The organism is Campylobacter concisus (assembly GCF_902460715.1).
GTDB lineage: Bacteria > Campylobacterota > Campylobacteria > Campylobacterales > Campylobacteraceae > Campylobacter_A > Campylobacter_A concisus_AK.
The window spans coordinates 107,889-123,151 of the sequence record NZ_CABPUX010000003.1; the positions used below are offsets into that span (position 1 = coordinate 107,889).

19 protein-coding genes and 2 pseudogenes are annotated in these 15,263 nt (G+C 41.6%); 3 read left to right on the top strand and 18 right to left on the bottom strand.

The window, feature by feature from the left end; genetic code table 11:
* The 12 genes and pseudogenes from F3G91_RS09270 to F3G91_RS09325 form a co-directional block, all read right to left on the bottom strand.
* Nucleotides 1-469: glycerate kinase (locus tag F3G91_RS09270; RefSeq protein ID WP_223227864.1), on the bottom strand; the 469-nt coding region annotated here is incomplete at its 3' end.
* A 30-nt stretch (nt 470-499) separates the two neighbouring features.
* A pseudogene (locus tag F3G91_RS10530) lies at nt 500-625 on the bottom strand (integrase); the annotation flags it as partial.
* Nucleotides 626-681: 56 nt separating this feature from the next.
* Entirely contained in the window at nt 682-1,542 is an 861-nt protein-coding gene (locus tag F3G91_RS09280; protein WP_149701395.1) for an AMIN domain-containing protein, read from the bottom strand.
* A gap of 5 nt (nt 1,543-1,547) precedes the next feature.
* Complete coding sequence (locus F3G91_RS10320) at nt 1,548-1,730, bottom strand: hypothetical protein (protein ID WP_181000157.1); 183 nt, start codon at nt 1,728-1,730, stop codon at nt 1,548-1,550.
* 104 nt (nt 1,731-1,834) lie between these two features.
* Nucleotides 1,835-3,085, bottom strand: a complete 1,251-nt coding sequence (gene eno / locus F3G91_RS09290; protein ID WP_149701396.1) for a phosphopyruvate hydratase — start codon at nt 3,083-3,085, stop codon at nt 1,835-1,837.
* On the bottom strand, nt 3,085-4,182 hold the full coding sequence (gene recA, locus F3G91_RS09295) for a recombinase RecA (protein ID WP_002940852.1): 1,098 nt from the start codon (nt 4,180-4,182) through the stop codon (nt 3,085-3,087). Before recA ends, eno begins: the two co-directional genes overlap by 1 nt.
* 62 nt (nt 4,183-4,244) lie before the next feature.
* Entirely contained in the window at nt 4,245-4,733 is a 489-nt protein-coding gene (locus tag F3G91_RS09300) for an addiction module antitoxin (RefSeq protein ID WP_149701397.1), read from the bottom strand.
* 8 nt (nt 4,734-4,741) lie between these two features.
* Nucleotides 4,742-5,539, bottom strand: coding sequence for a UDP-N-acetylmuramate dehydrogenase (locus F3G91_RS09305; protein ID WP_149701398.1), 798 nt, complete (start codon nt 5,537-5,539; stop codon nt 4,742-4,744).
* On the bottom strand, nt 5,536-5,805 hold the full coding sequence (gene fliQ / locus F3G91_RS09310; RefSeq protein WP_223154231.1) for a flagellar biosynthesis protein FliQ: 270 nt from the start codon (nt 5,803-5,805) through the stop codon (nt 5,536-5,538). The genes F3G91_RS09305 and fliQ overlap by 4 nt, the downstream gene beginning before the upstream one ends.
* Complete coding sequence (locus F3G91_RS09315) at nt 5,802-6,674, bottom strand: menaquinone biosynthesis family protein (protein ID WP_149701399.1); 873 nt, start codon at nt 6,672-6,674, stop codon at nt 5,802-5,804. Before F3G91_RS09315 ends, fliQ begins: the two co-directional genes overlap by 4 nt.
* A gap of 55 nt (nt 6,675-6,729) precedes the next feature.
* On the bottom strand, nt 6,730-7,227 hold the full coding sequence (locus F3G91_RS09320) for a chemotaxis protein (protein ID WP_149701400.1): 498 nt from the start codon (nt 7,225-7,227) through the stop codon (nt 6,730-6,732).
* 8 nt (nt 7,228-7,235) lie between these two features.
* On the bottom strand, nt 7,236-8,324 hold the full coding sequence (locus F3G91_RS09325) for a nicotinate phosphoribosyltransferase (RefSeq protein WP_087583529.1): 1,089 nt from the start codon (nt 8,322-8,324) through the stop codon (nt 7,236-7,238).
* A 105-nt stretch (nt 8,325-8,429) separates the two neighbouring features.
* Here F3G91_RS09325 and F3G91_RS09330 point away from each other — a divergent pair.
* The 3 genes and pseudogenes from F3G91_RS09330 to F3G91_RS09340 form a co-directional block, all read left to right on the top strand.
* A pseudogene (locus tag F3G91_RS09330) lies at nt 8,430-8,642 on the top strand (molybdate ABC transporter permease subunit); the annotation flags it as partial.
* Nucleotides 8,643-8,727: 85 nt separating this feature from the next.
* Nucleotides 8,728-9,180 (top strand): acetyl-CoA carboxylase biotin carboxyl carrier protein, encoded by a 453-nt coding sequence (gene accB / locus F3G91_RS09335; protein ID WP_149701401.1) that lies wholly within the window; start codon nt 8,728-8,730, stop codon nt 9,178-9,180.
* Complete coding sequence (locus F3G91_RS09340) at nt 9,180-10,511, top strand: acetyl-CoA carboxylase biotin carboxylase subunit (protein WP_103636267.1); 1,332 nt, start codon at nt 9,180-9,182, stop codon at nt 10,509-10,511. Before accB ends, F3G91_RS09340 begins: the two co-directional genes overlap by 1 nt.
* 155 nt (nt 10,512-10,666) lie before the next feature.
* Here F3G91_RS09340 and F3G91_RS09345 read toward each other — a convergent pair whose 3' ends face one another.
* The 6 genes from F3G91_RS09345 to F3G91_RS09370 all read right to left on the bottom strand — a co-directional run bounded on the left by F3G91_RS09345 (nt 10,667) and on the right by F3G91_RS09370 (nt 15,260).
* A complete protein-coding gene (locus F3G91_RS09345; protein ID WP_149701486.1) occupies nt 10,667-11,218 on the bottom strand; it encodes a DUF2393 family protein in 552 nt (183 codons plus the stop codon).
* Nucleotides 11,218-11,748 carry a DUF2393 family protein gene (locus F3G91_RS09350; RefSeq protein ID WP_149701485.1) on the bottom strand — a complete coding sequence of 177 codons (531 nt, stop codon included), beginning with the start codon at nt 11,746-11,748 and terminating at the stop codon, nt 11,218-11,220. The genes F3G91_RS09345 and F3G91_RS09350 overlap by 1 nt, the downstream gene beginning before the upstream one ends.
* The gene (gene hisIE, locus F3G91_RS09355; RefSeq protein ID WP_149701402.1) at nt 11,738-12,472 is read right to left on the bottom strand and encodes a bifunctional phosphoribosyl-AMP cyclohydrolase/phosphoribosyl-ATP diphosphatase HisIE; all 735 of its coding nucleotides are present in this window, start codon (nt 12,470-12,472) and stop codon (nt 11,738-11,740) included. The genes F3G91_RS09350 and hisIE overlap by 11 nt, the downstream gene beginning before the upstream one ends.
* A 2-nt stretch (nt 12,473-12,474) precedes the next feature.
* A complete protein-coding gene (locus F3G91_RS09360) occupies nt 12,475-13,587 on the bottom strand; it encodes a prohibitin family protein (protein WP_107944690.1) in 1,113 nt (370 codons plus the stop codon).
* Between the two features lie 16 nt (nt 13,588-13,603).
* Nucleotides 13,604-14,518 (bottom strand): branched-chain amino acid transaminase, encoded by a 915-nt coding sequence (locus F3G91_RS09365; protein WP_021093313.1) that lies wholly within the window; start codon nt 14,516-14,518, stop codon nt 13,604-13,606.
* 100 nt (nt 14,519-14,618) lie between these two features.
* Nucleotides 14,619-15,260: a thiol:disulfide interchange protein DsbA/DsbL gene (locus tag F3G91_RS09370; RefSeq protein WP_149701403.1), complete on the bottom strand. Its 642-nt coding sequence runs from the start codon at nt 15,258-15,260 to the stop codon at nt 14,619-14,621.
* Nucleotides 15,261-15,263 lie beyond the last annotated feature (3 nt).

A 15,263-nucleotide genomic window follows, 5' to 3' on the forward strand; every position in this document is an offset into this window, starting at 1 on the left:
GCTCTTTTAGTGCCTCTTCATCTGAAAAGTCGCAAATTTGAGCTAGATCTTCACCTTTACCCTCAAGCAAATAGCCGTTTCTATCATAAAATTTAAAGCCAAGAGCACTTAGCATGCCTACGCCAGCATCATTTGTAGCACTTCCGCCAATGCCTATGATAAATTTCCTAGCACCCTTGCTAATGGCATCTTTTATCATCTGGCCAAAGCCAAATGTGCTAGTTTTCATAGGATTTCTCTCATCAGGATTTATAAGAGTAAGACCAGAAGCACTAGACATCTCAAGTATGGCAAGGTCATCTTTTAGAGCGTATCTAGCTAAAATTTCAGTGCCAAGTGGGTTTTTGACGATGGTATCTATAAATTTAGCATCAAGTGCGTCAGCCATAGCCTCCACGCTGCCCTCACCGCCGTCAGCTACTGGCTTTACGACGACGTCGCAAAAGTCTTCAAGGGCTTCTTTAGCCATAAGCTTAGAGCTAAATTTGATAAATTTAGGCTAATTCGCTAGATCCTCAGCCACTTTGGCGGTGAGTTTTAGCTTGTCACTATCGAAGTGTGTGTAAATTATCGAGGTGTTTAGGCTGGCATGCCCAAGGGCTTCTTGCGCTAGTGTCAAGCTTTTTTTGGTTACGACAAAGAGAAATTTAAAAATAGTAGGCTTAAATTTAAATATAAAATCTATAAAAGCTTAAGCACATATCCATTTTCGGCGGCTTCAAGCTTATATTTATGCATCTTATCAAGCTCTAAAACCACTCTGAAATACTTGTCATGCCAGCCGATTATTACGTTTTTAAAATTTTCATTTTCAAGCTTTAAATTTCTAGTCTTAAAGCTTCTTGGAGGTTTTGCAAAGTCAAGCACGATCTTATTTTTCTCGTAGGCAAAGTGCTTTAAATTTTTAGCTTTTGTGATGATATTTAGCTCTTTTTCATGTGTTAAAAAGCTCACAAATCCTAAGAATTTAACCTCTTTTTCGCTGCTTTTTATCTCTTGAACAGGCTTTGAGGCTGGCTCGATCTTTACTTCGACTACTTTTTGCTCAGGCTTAGTAGGCTCTTTTACTTTTTTTGTGCCAAGGTCGATCACCACGACGTTTGGAGTTGGCACATCTGAGCTTTTATTTCTATCTTTGTTTGAAATTTTAGTCTCATTTTTTTCTATTATGACTGGCGTGCTAACCTTTTGAGCTGGTACCTCTGCCATCGTGACAGAAACATCTAGTTTTTTAGCTGCGACTGGTTCTGGATTTTTCATCTTGCTTAGGGCAAATTCATCGTTCCAGTCGATAGTTTTGTTTATATCGGTTAGTCTTTTTTCTTTTATGCTGCCGTCATTTGCTCTGTATCTTATGGTGACATCAAGTAGCAGCATCGCATCGCTTGGAAATTTAAACGAGAGCGAGTTGAAACTGTCATATTTTTCTACGACGTTTGTCGTCATAACGCTTGTGTTTAGCTCGCTAATAGGCATAAATGGGTTTTCTCTGGCGCATAAGCTCGTTGCTAATAAAGGTAAAACTAACCAAATTTTCTTCATCGTTCCTACTTTTTGTTGGAGTCTGGCTCAAGGCCTTGCAATTCAAAATAATCTTTCTGTAGACGTGCGTTTAGTTTTTTCAAAATTTCCACGTCCTCGCTAAGCCTCTCTTTTTTGCTCTGAAGGCTTAACATGACATCAAGTGAGCGCTTGCCAAACATCATGTTGCCTACGTAGATAGCAAACATAGCCACGCAGATGGTGGCTATGACGTAGCGCAGTGTTGGCCGAACAAATTTTACGATTTTATGAAATATGCCATCTTCTTTGCCATATTCATCTAAAATTTCGCTCAAATATTATCCCCTAAAAACTCACCCGCCTCAAGCTCGATCTCAAGCAAGCGGTTGTATTTTGCGTTGCGCTCGCTTCTTGAGGTAGCACCTGTCTTTATCTCGCCAGTGTTTAGTGCGACTGCAAAGTCAGCGATGAACGCATCTTCGCTCTCGCCGCTTCTGTGGCTCATGATGCAGCAGTAGCCGTTTCTTTGAGCGAGGCGGACAGTTTGCATAGTTTGCGTGACTGAGCCTATTTGATTTGGCTTGATAAGGATCGCATTTGCGATGTTTTTCTCGATGCCTTCGCGTAAAATTTTCTCATTTGTGACAAAAAGGTCGTCGCCAACTAGTTGCACCTTGCTACCAAGCCTTTTTGTAAGCTCAGCCCAGCCGCTCCAGTCGTCCTCGCTAAGGCCATCTTCGATAGAAAATATCGGATATTTTTCGCAAAGTTTTTCGTAGTAGCTAATGAGCTCGTCGCTGCTAAATTTCTTACCCTCAAGCTCGTATTTGCCGTCTTTATAAAGCTCGCTTGAAGCGACGTCAAGTGCAAGTTTTATCTGGCTGCCTAGCTCATATCCAGCCTCTTTTACGGCTTGTGAGATAAGCTTTAGTGGCTCTTCGTTGTCTTTTAAATTTGGAGCAAAACCACCCTCGTCGCCGACAGCCGTGCTGTGGCCAGCTGTGTTTAGAATAGATTTGAGCTTGTGATAAATTTCAGTTGCAGCTCTTAGTGCCTCGCTAAATGTGCTAAAGCCAAATGGCATGATCATAAATTCTTGAAAATCAACGCTATTATTTGCGTGCGCACCGCCATTTATGATATTAAACATCGGCACAGGCAAGATGCTAGCGTTTGCACCGCCAAGGTAGCGGTATAGCGGGATATTTAGGCTCTTTGCAGCTGCGCGAGCTACTGCCATAGATACGCCAAGGACCGCGTTTGCGCCTAAATTTGAGTAATTGTGCGTGCCATCAAGCTCAAGCATCTCCGCATCGACTGCTTTTTGGTTGTAGGCATCAAGGCCGATGATAGCTTCAGCGATCTTTTCATTTACGTTTGAAACAGCCTTTAAAACGCCCTTGCCAGCATATCTCTCGTCCTTGTCGCGAAGCTCGAGCGCCTCACGCTTGCCAGTGCTTGCGCCGCTTGGTACGATTGCGCTTGCCTCGGTACCGTCGCTTAGTCTAACTGTCGCACGAACTGTTGGGTTGCCTCTGCTATCTAAAACCTCGTGAGCTTCTACATCTTCAATAAATACCATTATTCATCTCCTGCTTCGTTTGTGTCGTCGTCTTCGTCTTTTGCGCCGCTGCTTATTAGGTGGTCTATCCCCATTGAGCCTTTTATCGCCGCTACTATCTCGTCAGAAATTTCTGGGTGCTCTTTTAGGTAGGCTTTGGCATTTTCTCTACCTTGACCTAGTTTTTCGGCCTTGTAGCTAAACCACGCACCTGATTTGTCGATGATGTCGAGCTTTACGCCATAGTCGATGATCTCGCCCTCTTTGCTCACACCCTCGCCAAACATGATGTCAAATTCAGCTACTTTAAATGGAGGTGCCACCTTGTTTTTAACGACTTTTGCTTTTGTGCGGTTGCCGATAGGCTCGTCGTTTTGTTTAAGTGTGGCTATCTTTCTGACATCAATCCTTACAGATGAGTAAAATTTAAGTGCATTGCCGCCAGTTGTAGTCTCTGGCGTGCCATATCCCATCATACCGATCTTCATACGAATTTGGTTGATGAAGATAACAGTTGTCTTCATCTTGCTTAAAATTCCAGTTAGCTTTCTAAGCGCCTGACTCATAAGCCTTGCTTGCAGGCCAACGTGCTGATCGCCCATGTCGCCATCTATCTCGCTCTTTGGAGTAAGGGCAGCGACGCTATCAACTACGATAAGATCGATCGCACCGCTTCTTGCAAGCGTCTCAACGATCTCAAGTGCTTGCTCGCCAAAGTCTGGCTGAGAGACGTAGAGATTATCGGTATTTACGCCTAAATTTGAAGCGTATTTTACATCTAGTGCGTGCTCTGCATCGACAAACGCACAAATTCCGCCAGCTTTTTGCGCTTCAGCGATGATGTGAAGTGTGAGCGTGGTCTTACCAGAGCTCTCTGGTCCGTAGATCTCGATGATCCTGCCTTTTGGGACGCCGCCTATGCCAAGAGCCAGATCAAGTCCTAGCGAGCCAGTCGGTATCGACTCGATCGCCTCAACCTCTTTGTCGCCAAGTCTTAAAAGCGTGCCCTTGCCAAAAGCTTTATCGATCTGCTTTAGCGCAAGCTCAAGCGCCTTTTTCTTGTCCGCTTCGCTCTCTGGGATAGCTATCTTTTTGTCACTATCTTTTTCTTTTGCCATTTTTTACCTTATAGTTGAAATTTGGCTTGATTTTATCTAAAAAGAGATGAATTTTACTTGATTTACTCGCAAATTATAATATTTTCGCCAAGCAGTGCAGCGCTATCAATGAGAGCAAAAAGCTGCTCTTTTTCAAACAAAAATCCATAAATTTGATCTTCTTTTTTTAGTATTGCAAGCTTAAGTGGCTCTATAAGCGAGCTTGCGCAAAGATTTAAAAAAGCTTCATCGATATGATTTTGCGAAATTTGGGGTTTAGTTTTGAAATTCTCATCTTTTATAAAAGAGATAAATTTCTCTTGCGAGGTAGATTTATTAAATTTAAAAATTAGTTTTTCTTTTAAGGCCTCAGCCAAAATTTCATCAAATTTAACTAGGTCGATGTGATCTTTTACGCCTAAAATTTTGGCAAAATTTAGCAAGTTTTTATCATAGCTAGCCACATTTTTCTCATGCTCGCTTTGCGCCTTTTTAGCCCTATAAATGGCGTAAAAACCGATAGCTATAAACAAAAGTGAAAGGGTAAAAACTTCGCTCAAAAACTCACTCATCATCATCCTTATAAAATGCAAACTTCAGTCTTAAGCTCTACGCCAAATTTTTCTAAAACTCTAGCTCTAGCCAAATTTATAAGGCTAGTGGCGTCTTCAAAGCTTGCGTGGTTAAAATTTATCAAAAAATTTGCGTGCTCTTCGCTAAATTTCGCTCCGCCGATCGCGTATCCTTTTAACCCCACCGCTTCAAGCAATGCCCCTGCAAAATGGCCTTCTGGATTTACAAAGCAGCTGCCAAAGCTAGCTCCCTTTGGCTGATTTGCCCTTTTTGCGCTTATAGCTTCAGATATGCTCGCATCAAAGCCGCTAGAAAGCTTAAATTTAGCTCCCAAAATGGCCTCATCTATGCCGCTGTGGCGGTAGCTAAAGCTTATCTCTTCTTTGCTCGCCCAGCCACGAGCCAGACGCACATGCGTGAGGTTGTCGCTTATGCTAAATTTAAGCAGCCCAGCATTCATTTTGATAAGTCCGCCAAGCGTGCCTGGGATATTTTTTAAAAACTCTAGGTTCGCGATGTTGTTTTGCTTGCAGAAGTTATAAATTTTAGCTGATTTTGTCGCAGCACCTATCTCAAGATAAATTTTTTCATCACAAATTTCTAAATTTATATAGTCAAAGCTCTTGCCAAGCATTGCCATTTTTGGAGGATTTGGCGAGATAAGAAGGTTGTTGCCCCCGCCTATCATCACAGCGCCTAAAAAGTAAGGTAAGCTTAGATCTTCAAGGCTATCAACCTCGAAAATTTCATGCACGCCGCCTATCCTAACCGAGGTAAATTTAGAAAAATCAACAAGCCTCGTCACTGGATAAATTCCGGTATAAAATCAAGCATACGAGTGGTAAATTCAACCATCATCGAGATCATCCAAGGCATCAAAAATATGATAACAACGACGACTAGCAAAATTTTTGGCACGAAGCTTAGCGTGGTTTCGTTTATCTGCGTGGTCGCTTGAAAAATGGAGATGATAAGACCAGCTATTAGTCCGCTTAACAGCATCGGAAGGCTGATATAAAGGGCGATCTTAAAGGTTTCAACTCCAAGTGAGACAAGCGTGCTTTGCATCAGCTAAACCTTACTTCGTTGTATTCAGTTGGGATTAAGTAGTCGTTTACGTCGATTGGCTTTTCGTAAAAGCCTTTGTCATAGCCTATTTGATATAGCTTATTTAGTGCTTTTAGCTGAGTTTCGTTCATGCTTATAGACTCGTTATTTGCATATAAATTTAGATACGCTTTAAGCTCTTCTTTGCCAACTCTTATGAGATTTCGCTCCATTAGCATGTGAGATAAAAATGGCTTGTGAGAAGTAGCGATCCTAACGGCCTCACTAAGCACTCTCTCGCACTCTATCGCGTCGGTTATCGGTAGGCTTCGTCTAAGCGCCATGCCACCAAGTGGAAGCGGTAAATTTTCGCCGTTTAACTCGCTCCAAATGTCCCAGATCTCACGCTCTACGCAGAGCTGGTCTGAGAAATTTAAGATACTTTCATGTATGAGTACGCCAGCATCTACCTCGCCGCTAAGCACGGCATTTTCGATCTCTAAGAAATTTTTATAAACGATCCTTGCCTCTGGGTAGGCTATGCGAAAAAGCAGGGCGTTTGTCGTGTTTTTGCCAGAGAGAGCGACCTTGAAATTTCGCTTTAGCTGCTTATCTTTTAGCTTGATAAGCTTTGGTCCGTATCCATTGCCAAAGCTCACCGCACAGCGCAAAAGTGCAAATTCATCGCAAATTTTAGGATAGAGCGCAAAGCTGATCGCTGTTGCCTCGTAAGTGCCTTTTAGTGCTTCTTCGTTTAGCGTTTCTATATCAAGCGCCTTTGATGTGAAGGCTAAATTTTTACTGCTAACCCAGCCAAATTTGACCGCGGCATACATGAAAATATCGTCAGCATCAGGCGAGTGAGCGACGTTTATGGTTTTTAGATTGTGCAAAGATGATCCTTTTTTTGATTACGCCATTTTAATGAAATTTATTTAAAATAAAGTTTTAAGGGCGATTTTGAAACGATTTTACCAGCTTTGCCTCTTTGAAATTTAGCACGTATTTCACGTCTATGGCCTCTTTAGCACCTTTTCTTCGAGCTTGGAGCGTCGAGTAAAACGGATGTTTAAGTTCTAGCATCTTAAGTAACTTTTGATCGCTATCTTCTTTTTTTATATTTTCAACGATTATTGTCGTTATAAATTTGCCCTCAAACTCGTAAAATGGCCAGACTATCACGCCAGCGTCGCTTGTTTTAAAGTCCGTGATTTTAGATTTTTTAGGGATATTTAGCATGGAGATGATCTTTTTGCGGGAGCTGTCCGCATTTTGCACAGAGATCACCTTTACAAGCAGGTCTTTTTTGACTCCAAGACCATTTTGGCTAAAGCGATAAACGCCGTCCTCAACTATGCCAACCTTTTCAAAAGCGTTAGCGTAGTTTGCGGCGGTGCAAGCAGTCAGTAAAAGCGACAGAATCGTTAAAATTTTTATAAATTTCATCTTCTTTCCTAAAATTTAACTCTCATTAGTCTATCTGAAGCGTAATTTTTTCTGCCAAATTTAGCCTCACTTTTGCCGTTTAGCTCGACTAGATCGCCTGTAAAGCCACAAATGTCATTTTTAACAAGATAGCTTCCCACGCCGTAAGTATCAACTGGGGTGTTAAATTTCTCAAATTCGCTCATTTTTTGCGGATTAAAGCCTGAGCTAACTACGATCTTAACGTGCTTAAAGCCAGCTTTATCAAGCGCCTCTCTTAGGGCAAATATAAGCTCCTTGCAAACGCCGTGTGGGTCAAATTTACTCGTATCTTTGCCTTCAAAATACCTATCTATCAAATTTTTACTAGTATCAACTCTAACCGCACCAAGCCTCTCTTTTAGGGCATTTGCAGCCTTTAAAGAGTCCGTGATCACGTCGTTGTTATAATCAACCAAAGCCGTGATCTGCTCGTTTTTAAAGGTTTTAGCGTAAATTTGGCAAGCCTTCACCACGTCTCCGCCGCACATTTGAATGAGCGCATGAGGCATGGTGCCACCGCCTTTTAGCCCTGTAAGCTCGCCCTGAGCGTCTGTGGCGACCTTTTTGATGCCACCTACAAATGAGGCATATCCGTCGCCTGGCTGCGTGCAGATGTCGTCTTGTCTGTCTGCCATGCTAAAGACGTCCTTGCCATTTGCCGCTTTTATCACGTCTCTGGAGTTTGTCGCCACGCAGCTTCTTCTAGTGAGCGTCGCGTCGATGACGTTTTCTAAAAAGCCGAAATTTTCATACTTGCCGCTTATCTTTAAAACTGGCTCGTTTGCATTTATGATATCGCCATCATCAAGCGCGTAAATTTCAAGCTCGCTTGGGTTTTTGGCAAATTTATTGATTATCGCTAAAACCTCGTCGATACCGCAAAGCATGATATCATCACGCCTTTGAAAAAACTGCATCGTCACGTGCTGATCAGGCAGGTTTTGCTTGATTATCTCATTTACTTTTAGAAAGTATTTCGCCGTAAAATAGCCCTCGCCGATCCTTGGATCTAGCCTAAAAGTCTTATCTGTTAGCCTCTCTATCTTGCCTTGCATCTTTAGCTCAAGTTCGTTCATGTCTATCCTTTTGTTTTTGCGAGATTATACCATTTTAGCGAAATTTGGCGCAGGCAAAATAGGGCTAGTAAATTTATGCAAGCAATCTTTATGCCTCAAAAATTTATCCTAGCGCTCTCGCGCGGTCTTGGCGAGGTTGGCATAACGCTCATTTTAGGCGGCAATATCATAGGTAAAACAGATACCATCTCACTTGCTATCTACAACGCTGTCTATGACGGCAGAAGCGATCAGGCACTCGCTTTAAGCCTTGTTTTAGTTGTGCTTAGTTTTATCTTATTTTTTATTATAAATTTGCTAGATAAAAGTAGGGTTTAGCACAAATTTTATGCCAGCTAAAAATTAAATTTATTTAAATTTCGCTACAATTAGGGGCTTATATAAAAATTTAGGAGAATTTTCTATGAAAAAAGAAGATATAAAAGAGCTTATCGAATTTTTTAATGGTATGGAGATGAATCATATCAAGATAAAAAGTGGTGATTTTGAGGTCGAGGTAGAGAAATTTGCTGATTATTGCGCGCCTGCAAAGCCAGCGGCACAAGCAGCAGCTCCAGCGCCAACACCTGTAAATGTTGTCGTTAGCTCAGAGGTAAAACCAGCTACAAATTCGCCAAAAGATAGCATAAAATCTCCTATGGTAGGTACTTTCTACGCTGCTCCAAGCCCAGGCGCTGCACCATTCGTAAAAGTTGGTCAAAGAGTAAGAAAGGGCGATGTAGTGGGCATCATCGAGGCTATGAAGATTATGAACGAGATCGAGGCTGAATTTGACTGCCAGATCACTGAGATGCTAGTCTCTGACGGACAGCCAGTTGAGTTTGGATTGCCGTTATTTGGCGTGGAGAAAAATTAATGGAATTAAAAAGAATTTTAATCGCAAACCGCGGCGAGATCGCTCTTCGTGCTTTGCGAACGATAAAGGAGATGGGTAAAGAAGCCGTTGTAGTTTATTCAACCGCTGACAAAGATGCACTTTACGTAAAATACGCCGACGTGGCTATTTGCATCGGTAAAGAGCGCTCAAGCGACAGCTACCTAAACATCCCAGCTATCATAAGCGCAGCTGAGATCAGCGAAGCAGACGCTATCTTTCCAGGTTATGGCTTTTTAAGTGAAAATCAAAATTTTGTTGAAATTTGCTCACACCACAAGATCAAATTTATTGGACCAAGCGTTGCTGCGATGGCTTTGATGAGCGACAAGAGTAAGGCAAAACAGGTCATGCAAAGAGCTGGCGTGCCAGTCATCCCTGGCTCAGACGGCGCTGTGGCTGATACAAAAGCTGCAAAAGAGCTAGCTAAAAAGATCGGCTATCCAGTCATCTTAAAAGCTGCAGCTGGCGGCGGCGGACGCGGTATGCGCGTGGTTGAAAAAGAGGCTGATTTAGAAAAAGCGTTTTGGTCTGCTGAGAGCGAGGCGATGAGTGCATTTGGCGATGGCACGATGTATATGGAAAAATATATCCTAAATCCACGCCACATCGAGGTTCAAATCATCGGCGATAGCCACGGCAACGTGCTTCACATAGGTGAGCGCGACTGCTCTATGCAGCGCCGTCACCAAAAGCTGATCGAAGAGAGCCCAGCCATCTTACTTGATGAAAAAACAAGAGAGAGGTTGCACGAAACTGCCATAAAAGCAGCAAAAGCGATCGGCTACGAGGGAGCAGGTACGTTTGAGTTTTTGGTTGATAAAAATTTAGACTTTTACTTCATCGAGATGAACACAAGGCTCCAAGTCGAGCACACAGTAAGCGAAATGGTAAGCGGACTTGATATCATCGAGCTTATGATAAAAGTGGCCGAGGGCGAAAAGCTACCGCCACAAAAGAGCATCGAGCTAAAAGGCCATGCGATCGAGTGCAGGATCACAGCCGAGGATCCAAACACCTTCACTCCGTGCCCTGGCAAGATCACAAAATATGTCTGCCCAGGCGGCCGCAACGTGAGAATGGATAGCCACATCTACCAAGACTACTCTATACCGCCGTATTATGACAGTATGATCGGAAAGCTCGTAGTTTGGGACACTGATAGAAACAGAGCGATCCACAAGATGAAAGTTGCTCTTGATCAGCTCATAATAAGCGGCATCAAAACAACAAAAGACTTTCACATCGCCATGATGGAAAACAAAGACTTTTTAAGCAACAACTACGATACAAACTATCTTTCAAGACATTAAAACTAAATTTTAAACCATTGCCTTTTGGCTTTGGTTTAAAATTCATATTTAAATTTATTTTATATAAGCCAAATTTTATTTAGATTTAGGAGAAATTTAGCCAGCTTATAATTATTTGCAAAACGTAATAAATACTAAAAATTTATCTAAATTTATTAGTAGCAACTAAGTTTTGTGATGTTCATACCATTTTTAAAATATGGCGGATAGGGCATAGTCACTGTAAATGGCACCGCTTTTTGCTTTGGTAAATTTTGAGCTACGTCAAATTTATATGCCACAGTGTTTGGTCTCTCGTCCTCATCGCCTCCAAAGACCCATGAGAAAAATGAGAGTCCGCTTGGTTTAAATAGCGCCTCGCCGCCAAGATCGTTTTTGTTTAGCGGTTGATTAATGAGTTTAATTGTAAGGGTGCATTTGCTAATGGTAAATTTACCGACATTTCTTACTTGACCACGAAAAACAATGCTTTCATTTCTTAACACTCGCTCGCTTTTTACGCCTTCGACTATGCCTTTTTTGGTGTATTTATCAAGAACTAGCATCAAAAAAATGGCAAGCGTGGTTGAGACCAAAATGTTTGTAAAAAGTAGCGATAAAAATAGTTTTCGCTCGGCTCTAAGCGAGAGCACAAGAAATAAAATAGAAAGTAGTGTGATCGCAAAAAGCACGATGATATGAACGATGGTAAAGTAGTTTGAACTCATCAAAAACACTCCGCTTTTTTGGTGATATTGTAGTCAATGAAGGCAAAGTCGTTGACAAATTCTCTTATCTGCTTGCTCTGCTTTGGCAAAAGCACTTCATTTAAAACGATCCTTTTTTTAGCAAAAGGGTTGAGCGAATTTAGAAAATTTCTCGTGCTTTGTTTTGAGCCAAGGTAGAAGCCAAGCTCGATTTTGCAAATGTTTAATGTGTAGTTTGAATTATTTGTGATGTTAAAATCAACCATCAACGCATCTACATATTGAAGCTGTTTTGTGTTTATTTTGCTTATGCTAACTGGTCTTAGATTTTCATTTATATATTTGTTTGCGTAGTAGTTACCTGCGAAAAGTCCCAAAAAACCAGCTAGGATAAATAAAAATCCTATTTGCCACCATGATTTTATCGCGACAAAAATTCCTAAAAGCACGATAAATATAAAGGCTAAAAAGACCCAACCATAGGCTAGAAAGTCGATAAGTTTGGCATTTTGAAGTATGAAAAGTATATTATGCTTGATGCTATTTAACATCTCGCGATCTTTTTTCTTCGATGCCACTCATGCCAAAACGCCTTGCAAGCTCGTTTTTGACGGCATCTGGATGTATGTTGTGGGCTGAAAGCGCCACAAGTGCGTGAAAGCAAAGATCAGCTGCTTCATAGATGAGGTCGTTTTTTGCTTTTTGCTCATCTTGTTTTATCTGCTTGGCAAAACTAAGCTCTTTTGCCGCCATGACAAGCTCTGTAGCCTCTTCGCCAACTTTTTTTAGAATTTGATTTTCACCCTTTTTAAAAAGGCTTGCCACGTATGAAGTTTGCGGATCAGCATTTAGCTTTCTATCCTCTATAACGTGATAAAGCTCGTCAATGACGCCATATCTTGGCTTTTTAACCTCGCTTTTTTCATCTGAAATTTCTAAATTTTCTAAATTTATCTCGTTAAAAAAGCACGATTTTGCCCCAGTGTGACAAGCGACGCCTCCGTTTTGAACGACTTTTAAAAGCAAGGTGTCGTTGTCGCAGTCTAAAAATGCAGCCTTGATCTCTTGTGTGTTGCCACTTTCTTCGCCTTTTTTCCAAATTCTATTTTTAGTGCGTGAAAAGTAGTGAGCGTAGCGGCTAGATAGACTTAAGCTTAGTGCTTCTTCATTCATATAAGCAAGCATTAAAACCTCGTTTGTAGCGTGATCGCAAACCACCACTGGGAGCAATCCACCAACCTTTTGCCAGTCTATACTTTTTGCTACGCTATTCATTTTTACCTTTCGCTAACTGAGCTAGCTTTTGCCCTATCTTTTGCATCTAGCCAGATATTTGGCACAGCTCCGCCAGGTGTTAAGAAAATTTTAGCATCTTTGTTCTCTTTAAGAGCATCGTTAAATCTATTTTGTGTCTCGATCTGTTTTAAATTTAATAAATTTTGATCGACACTTTTTGCGATCTCTTTGTTTGCATACGCTGTCGCGTCAGCCTCGATCTTGATAGCATCTGCCTTACCTTTTGCCTCGATGATAGCAGCTTTTGCACTACCTTCTGCAAGGGCAGCTTGTTTTAGAGCCTCTTGATTTGCCCGCTCGACCTCATATTTTGTCCTCTCAGCCTCTTGTTTAGCGATCTGGACACGCTCGATCTGCTCTTTTACCTTTGAAGGTAAGATGATCTCACGAAGCTGCACAGTTAGAAGCTCGACTGGCTTGTTTGGCTGAGAGTCGATGTCTTTTCTTATGCCCTCATCAATCTGCCTTGCTAGGTCATTTCTTTTAGTTGGCAGCTCTTCGGCTGTGTATTTACCAGCGATGCTGCGAACCACGTCACGCACGACAGGATCAACGATCTTGCTCTCCCAGCTAAGACCCCAAGATGCGATAGTTTGTGGTGCATTTTCTGGATTTAGACGGTACTGCACGGTGATATCGATACTAACTGGTAAATTTCTAGCGTCCAAAACCGAGATCGAGTTTTTGCGTAAAATTCCAGCTCCCTGATAAGACTTTTGCAAGCTCTCGCCCATGTCCTCGCCAGAAGTGTAGTTAATGATCCTAACTCTAGTATCAACTACTATGATGTCTTGGATAAATGGCAAAAAGAAGTGAAATCCTGGTTGCAGAGGATTTGGCTCATATTTACCCGCTGTGGCTTTGATGCCGACCTCGCCTGAGTGTATCACTTTAAATGGCTGAGTGATAGCAAGGATCGCGATAATGGCGATTATGATGTAGGCTAGCGCACCAAATTTGCCAAAGCCACTTGGTATATTTGGCATTTTAAAATCCTTTTTAAAAGGTGGCTCTTTGTCGTTATTTTGACCTGAGCCCCTGTTGTCATTACCTGGCTTTTTTTTGTTGAAATAATCATTTAAATCAGCGGGCATTTCGTTCCTTTAAATCTTAAATATATGTTAAAAATGATTCGTATTTTTTGTTTAGACCATAAACTACGTCAAAGTAAGCTTTTTGTAGTCTCTTTGTCACTTCGCCTCTTGCACCATTGCCGATGATGCGGTTATCTATGCTGTTTATCGGAGTTACTTCAGCTGCTGTACCAGTAAAAAACGCCTCGTCAGCTGTGTATGCCTGATCTCTTGTGATGCGCTCTCTTCTTACTTCGATGTCAAGGTCGTGAGCAAGTCTTATGACTGTATCTTGAGTGATGCTAAGTAGGCTGTTGTCATTTGGTGGAGTGATCAATGCGCCATTTTCAACGATGAAGAAGCACTCGCCTGGACCTTCAGCTACAAAGCCCTCGCTATCAAGAAGTAGCGCCTCGTCGTATCCAGCCTCTTTTGCTTCGTAGTTTGCCATTTGTGAGCTTAGGTAGTTTGAGCTAGCTTTTGCTCTGTTCATTTGAGCAGCAGGAGCTAGTTTGGCAAAGCTTGAAATTTTAACCCTGATCCCTTTTTCTAGGCCCTCATCGCCAAGGTAAGCACCCCATTCCCATGAAGCGATAGCGGTTTGAACCGGTGCTTTTGTGTGCGCTACGCCCATTACGCCGTATCCTAAAAAGATAAGTGGGCGGATATAGACGTTGCTGTTATATTTGTTTGCACGAAGTAGTTCGATCTGCGCTTTTTCAAGCTCTTCTTCTGTGTAAGGCACATTTAAAACGGTCATTTTTGCTGATCTTAAAAGTCTTTTTGTGTGGTCTTTGAGTCTAAAAATAGCTAGACCTTTTTTTGTTTTATAAGCTCTTGTGCCCTCAAATACGGCATTACCATAGTGCAAAGAGTGAGTTAGAACGTGTACTTTCGCATCGTCCCATTTTACTAGTTTTCCATCCATCCAGATGAATTCTGAAGCGTTCATAATTAAACCTTTCTTTTTTAGAAATTTGATCCGAGTTTATCTAAAATTGCTTTAAATTTACATTTCTAAGCCCAAAATGTCTGTAAATTTTAGACCAAAGTTACTTATCTAAAAGCTCTTTTATCGTCTTTGCCATCTCATCGATCGATGATGCTGCGTTTAAATTTATCAGATATTTGCCGCTGACTACAAAGGCTGGCACACCGCTGATACTTGCTACATCATAAGAGGCAAACCACTCGTTTAAAAGCTCTTTTGCACGATCTGAGTTTAGCGCTTTTTCGTATTCGTCTTTGCTCACGTGAGCCGCATTTAGCGCTAGATCTATAAATCTTTGCTTATCTTTGCCGTCATTAAAGTCATCTTTTTCATCGTGTCTTGCTTTATAGATCGCAAATTTAGCTTGCTTAAATTTAGACTCATCGCTTAGCAGATCAGTCCCATTTGCCTCATCTATCGATATAAGAGCGGCGAAAATTTTACTTGTAGTCTCGCCAAGTTTGCCTTTGGTACTTAGGTGATATGGGATAAATTTAACCCCGTCAAGCTTTGACATCAGCTTTCTTGTGATCGTTCGGTCAAATTTATAGCAGTGAGGGCAGTCGTAGCTAAAGACCTTGACTACTGAGTTTTTAGGCACGTTAAGCGGTTTTGCTAGAGTTTGATACTCCACACCTTCAGTCAGTGCTGATAAATTTAGCGCAAAAAACGCACTTAAAATTAGCATTTTTATAAGCTTCATCTT

Coding starts and splice junctions, on each gene's coding strand:
- F3G91_RS09280 (WP_149701395.1), bottom strand. CDS start 1,542: ATGAAGAAAATTTGGTTAGTTTTACCTTTATTAGCAACGAGCTTATGC.
- F3G91_RS10320 (WP_181000157.1), bottom strand. CDS start 1,730: ATGTTTGCTATCTACGTAGGCAACATGATGTTTGGCAAGCGCTCACTT.
- eno (WP_149701396.1), bottom strand. CDS start 3,085: ATGGTATTTATTGAAGATGTAGAAGCTCACGAGGTTTTAGATAGCAGA.
- recA (WP_002940852.1), bottom strand. CDS start 4,182: ATGGCAAAAGAAAAAGATAGTGACAAAAAGATAGCTATCCCAGAGAGC.
- F3G91_RS09300 (WP_149701397.1), bottom strand. CDS start 4,733: ATGAGTGAGTTTTTGAGCGAAGTTTTTACCCTTTCACTTTTGTTTATA.
- F3G91_RS09320 (WP_149701400.1), bottom strand. CDS start 7,227: ATGAAATTTATAAAAATTTTAACGATTCTGTCGCTTTTACTGACTGCT.
- F3G91_RS09325 (WP_087583529.1), bottom strand. CDS start 8,324: ATGAACGAACTTGAGCTAAAGATGCAAGGCAAGATAGAGAGGCTAACA.
- accB (WP_149701401.1), top strand. CDS start 8,728: ATGAAAAAAGAAGATATAAAAGAGCTTATCGAATTTTTTAATGGTATG.
- F3G91_RS09340 (WP_103636267.1), top strand. CDS start 9,180: ATGGAATTAAAAAGAATTTTAATCGCAAACCGCGGCGAGATCGCTCTT.
- F3G91_RS09345 (WP_149701486.1), bottom strand. CDS start 11,218: ATGAGTTCAAACTACTTTACCATCGTTCATATCATCGTGCTTTTTGCG.
- F3G91_RS09350 (WP_149701485.1), bottom strand. CDS start 11,748: ATGTTAAATAGCATCAAGCATAATATACTTTTCATACTTCAAAATGCC.
- hisIE (WP_149701402.1), bottom strand. CDS start 12,472: ATGAATAGCGTAGCAAAAAGTATAGACTGGCAAAAGGTTGGTGGATTG.
- F3G91_RS09360 (WP_107944690.1), bottom strand. CDS start 13,587: ATGCCCGCTGATTTAAATGATTATTTCAACAAAAAAAAGCCAGGTAAT.
- F3G91_RS09365 (WP_021093313.1), bottom strand. CDS start 14,518: ATGAACGCTTCAGAATTCATCTGGATGGATGGAAAACTAGTAAAATGG.
- F3G91_RS09370 (WP_149701403.1), bottom strand. CDS start 15,260: ATGAAGCTTATAAAAATGCTAATTTTAAGTGCGTTTTTTGCGCTAAAT.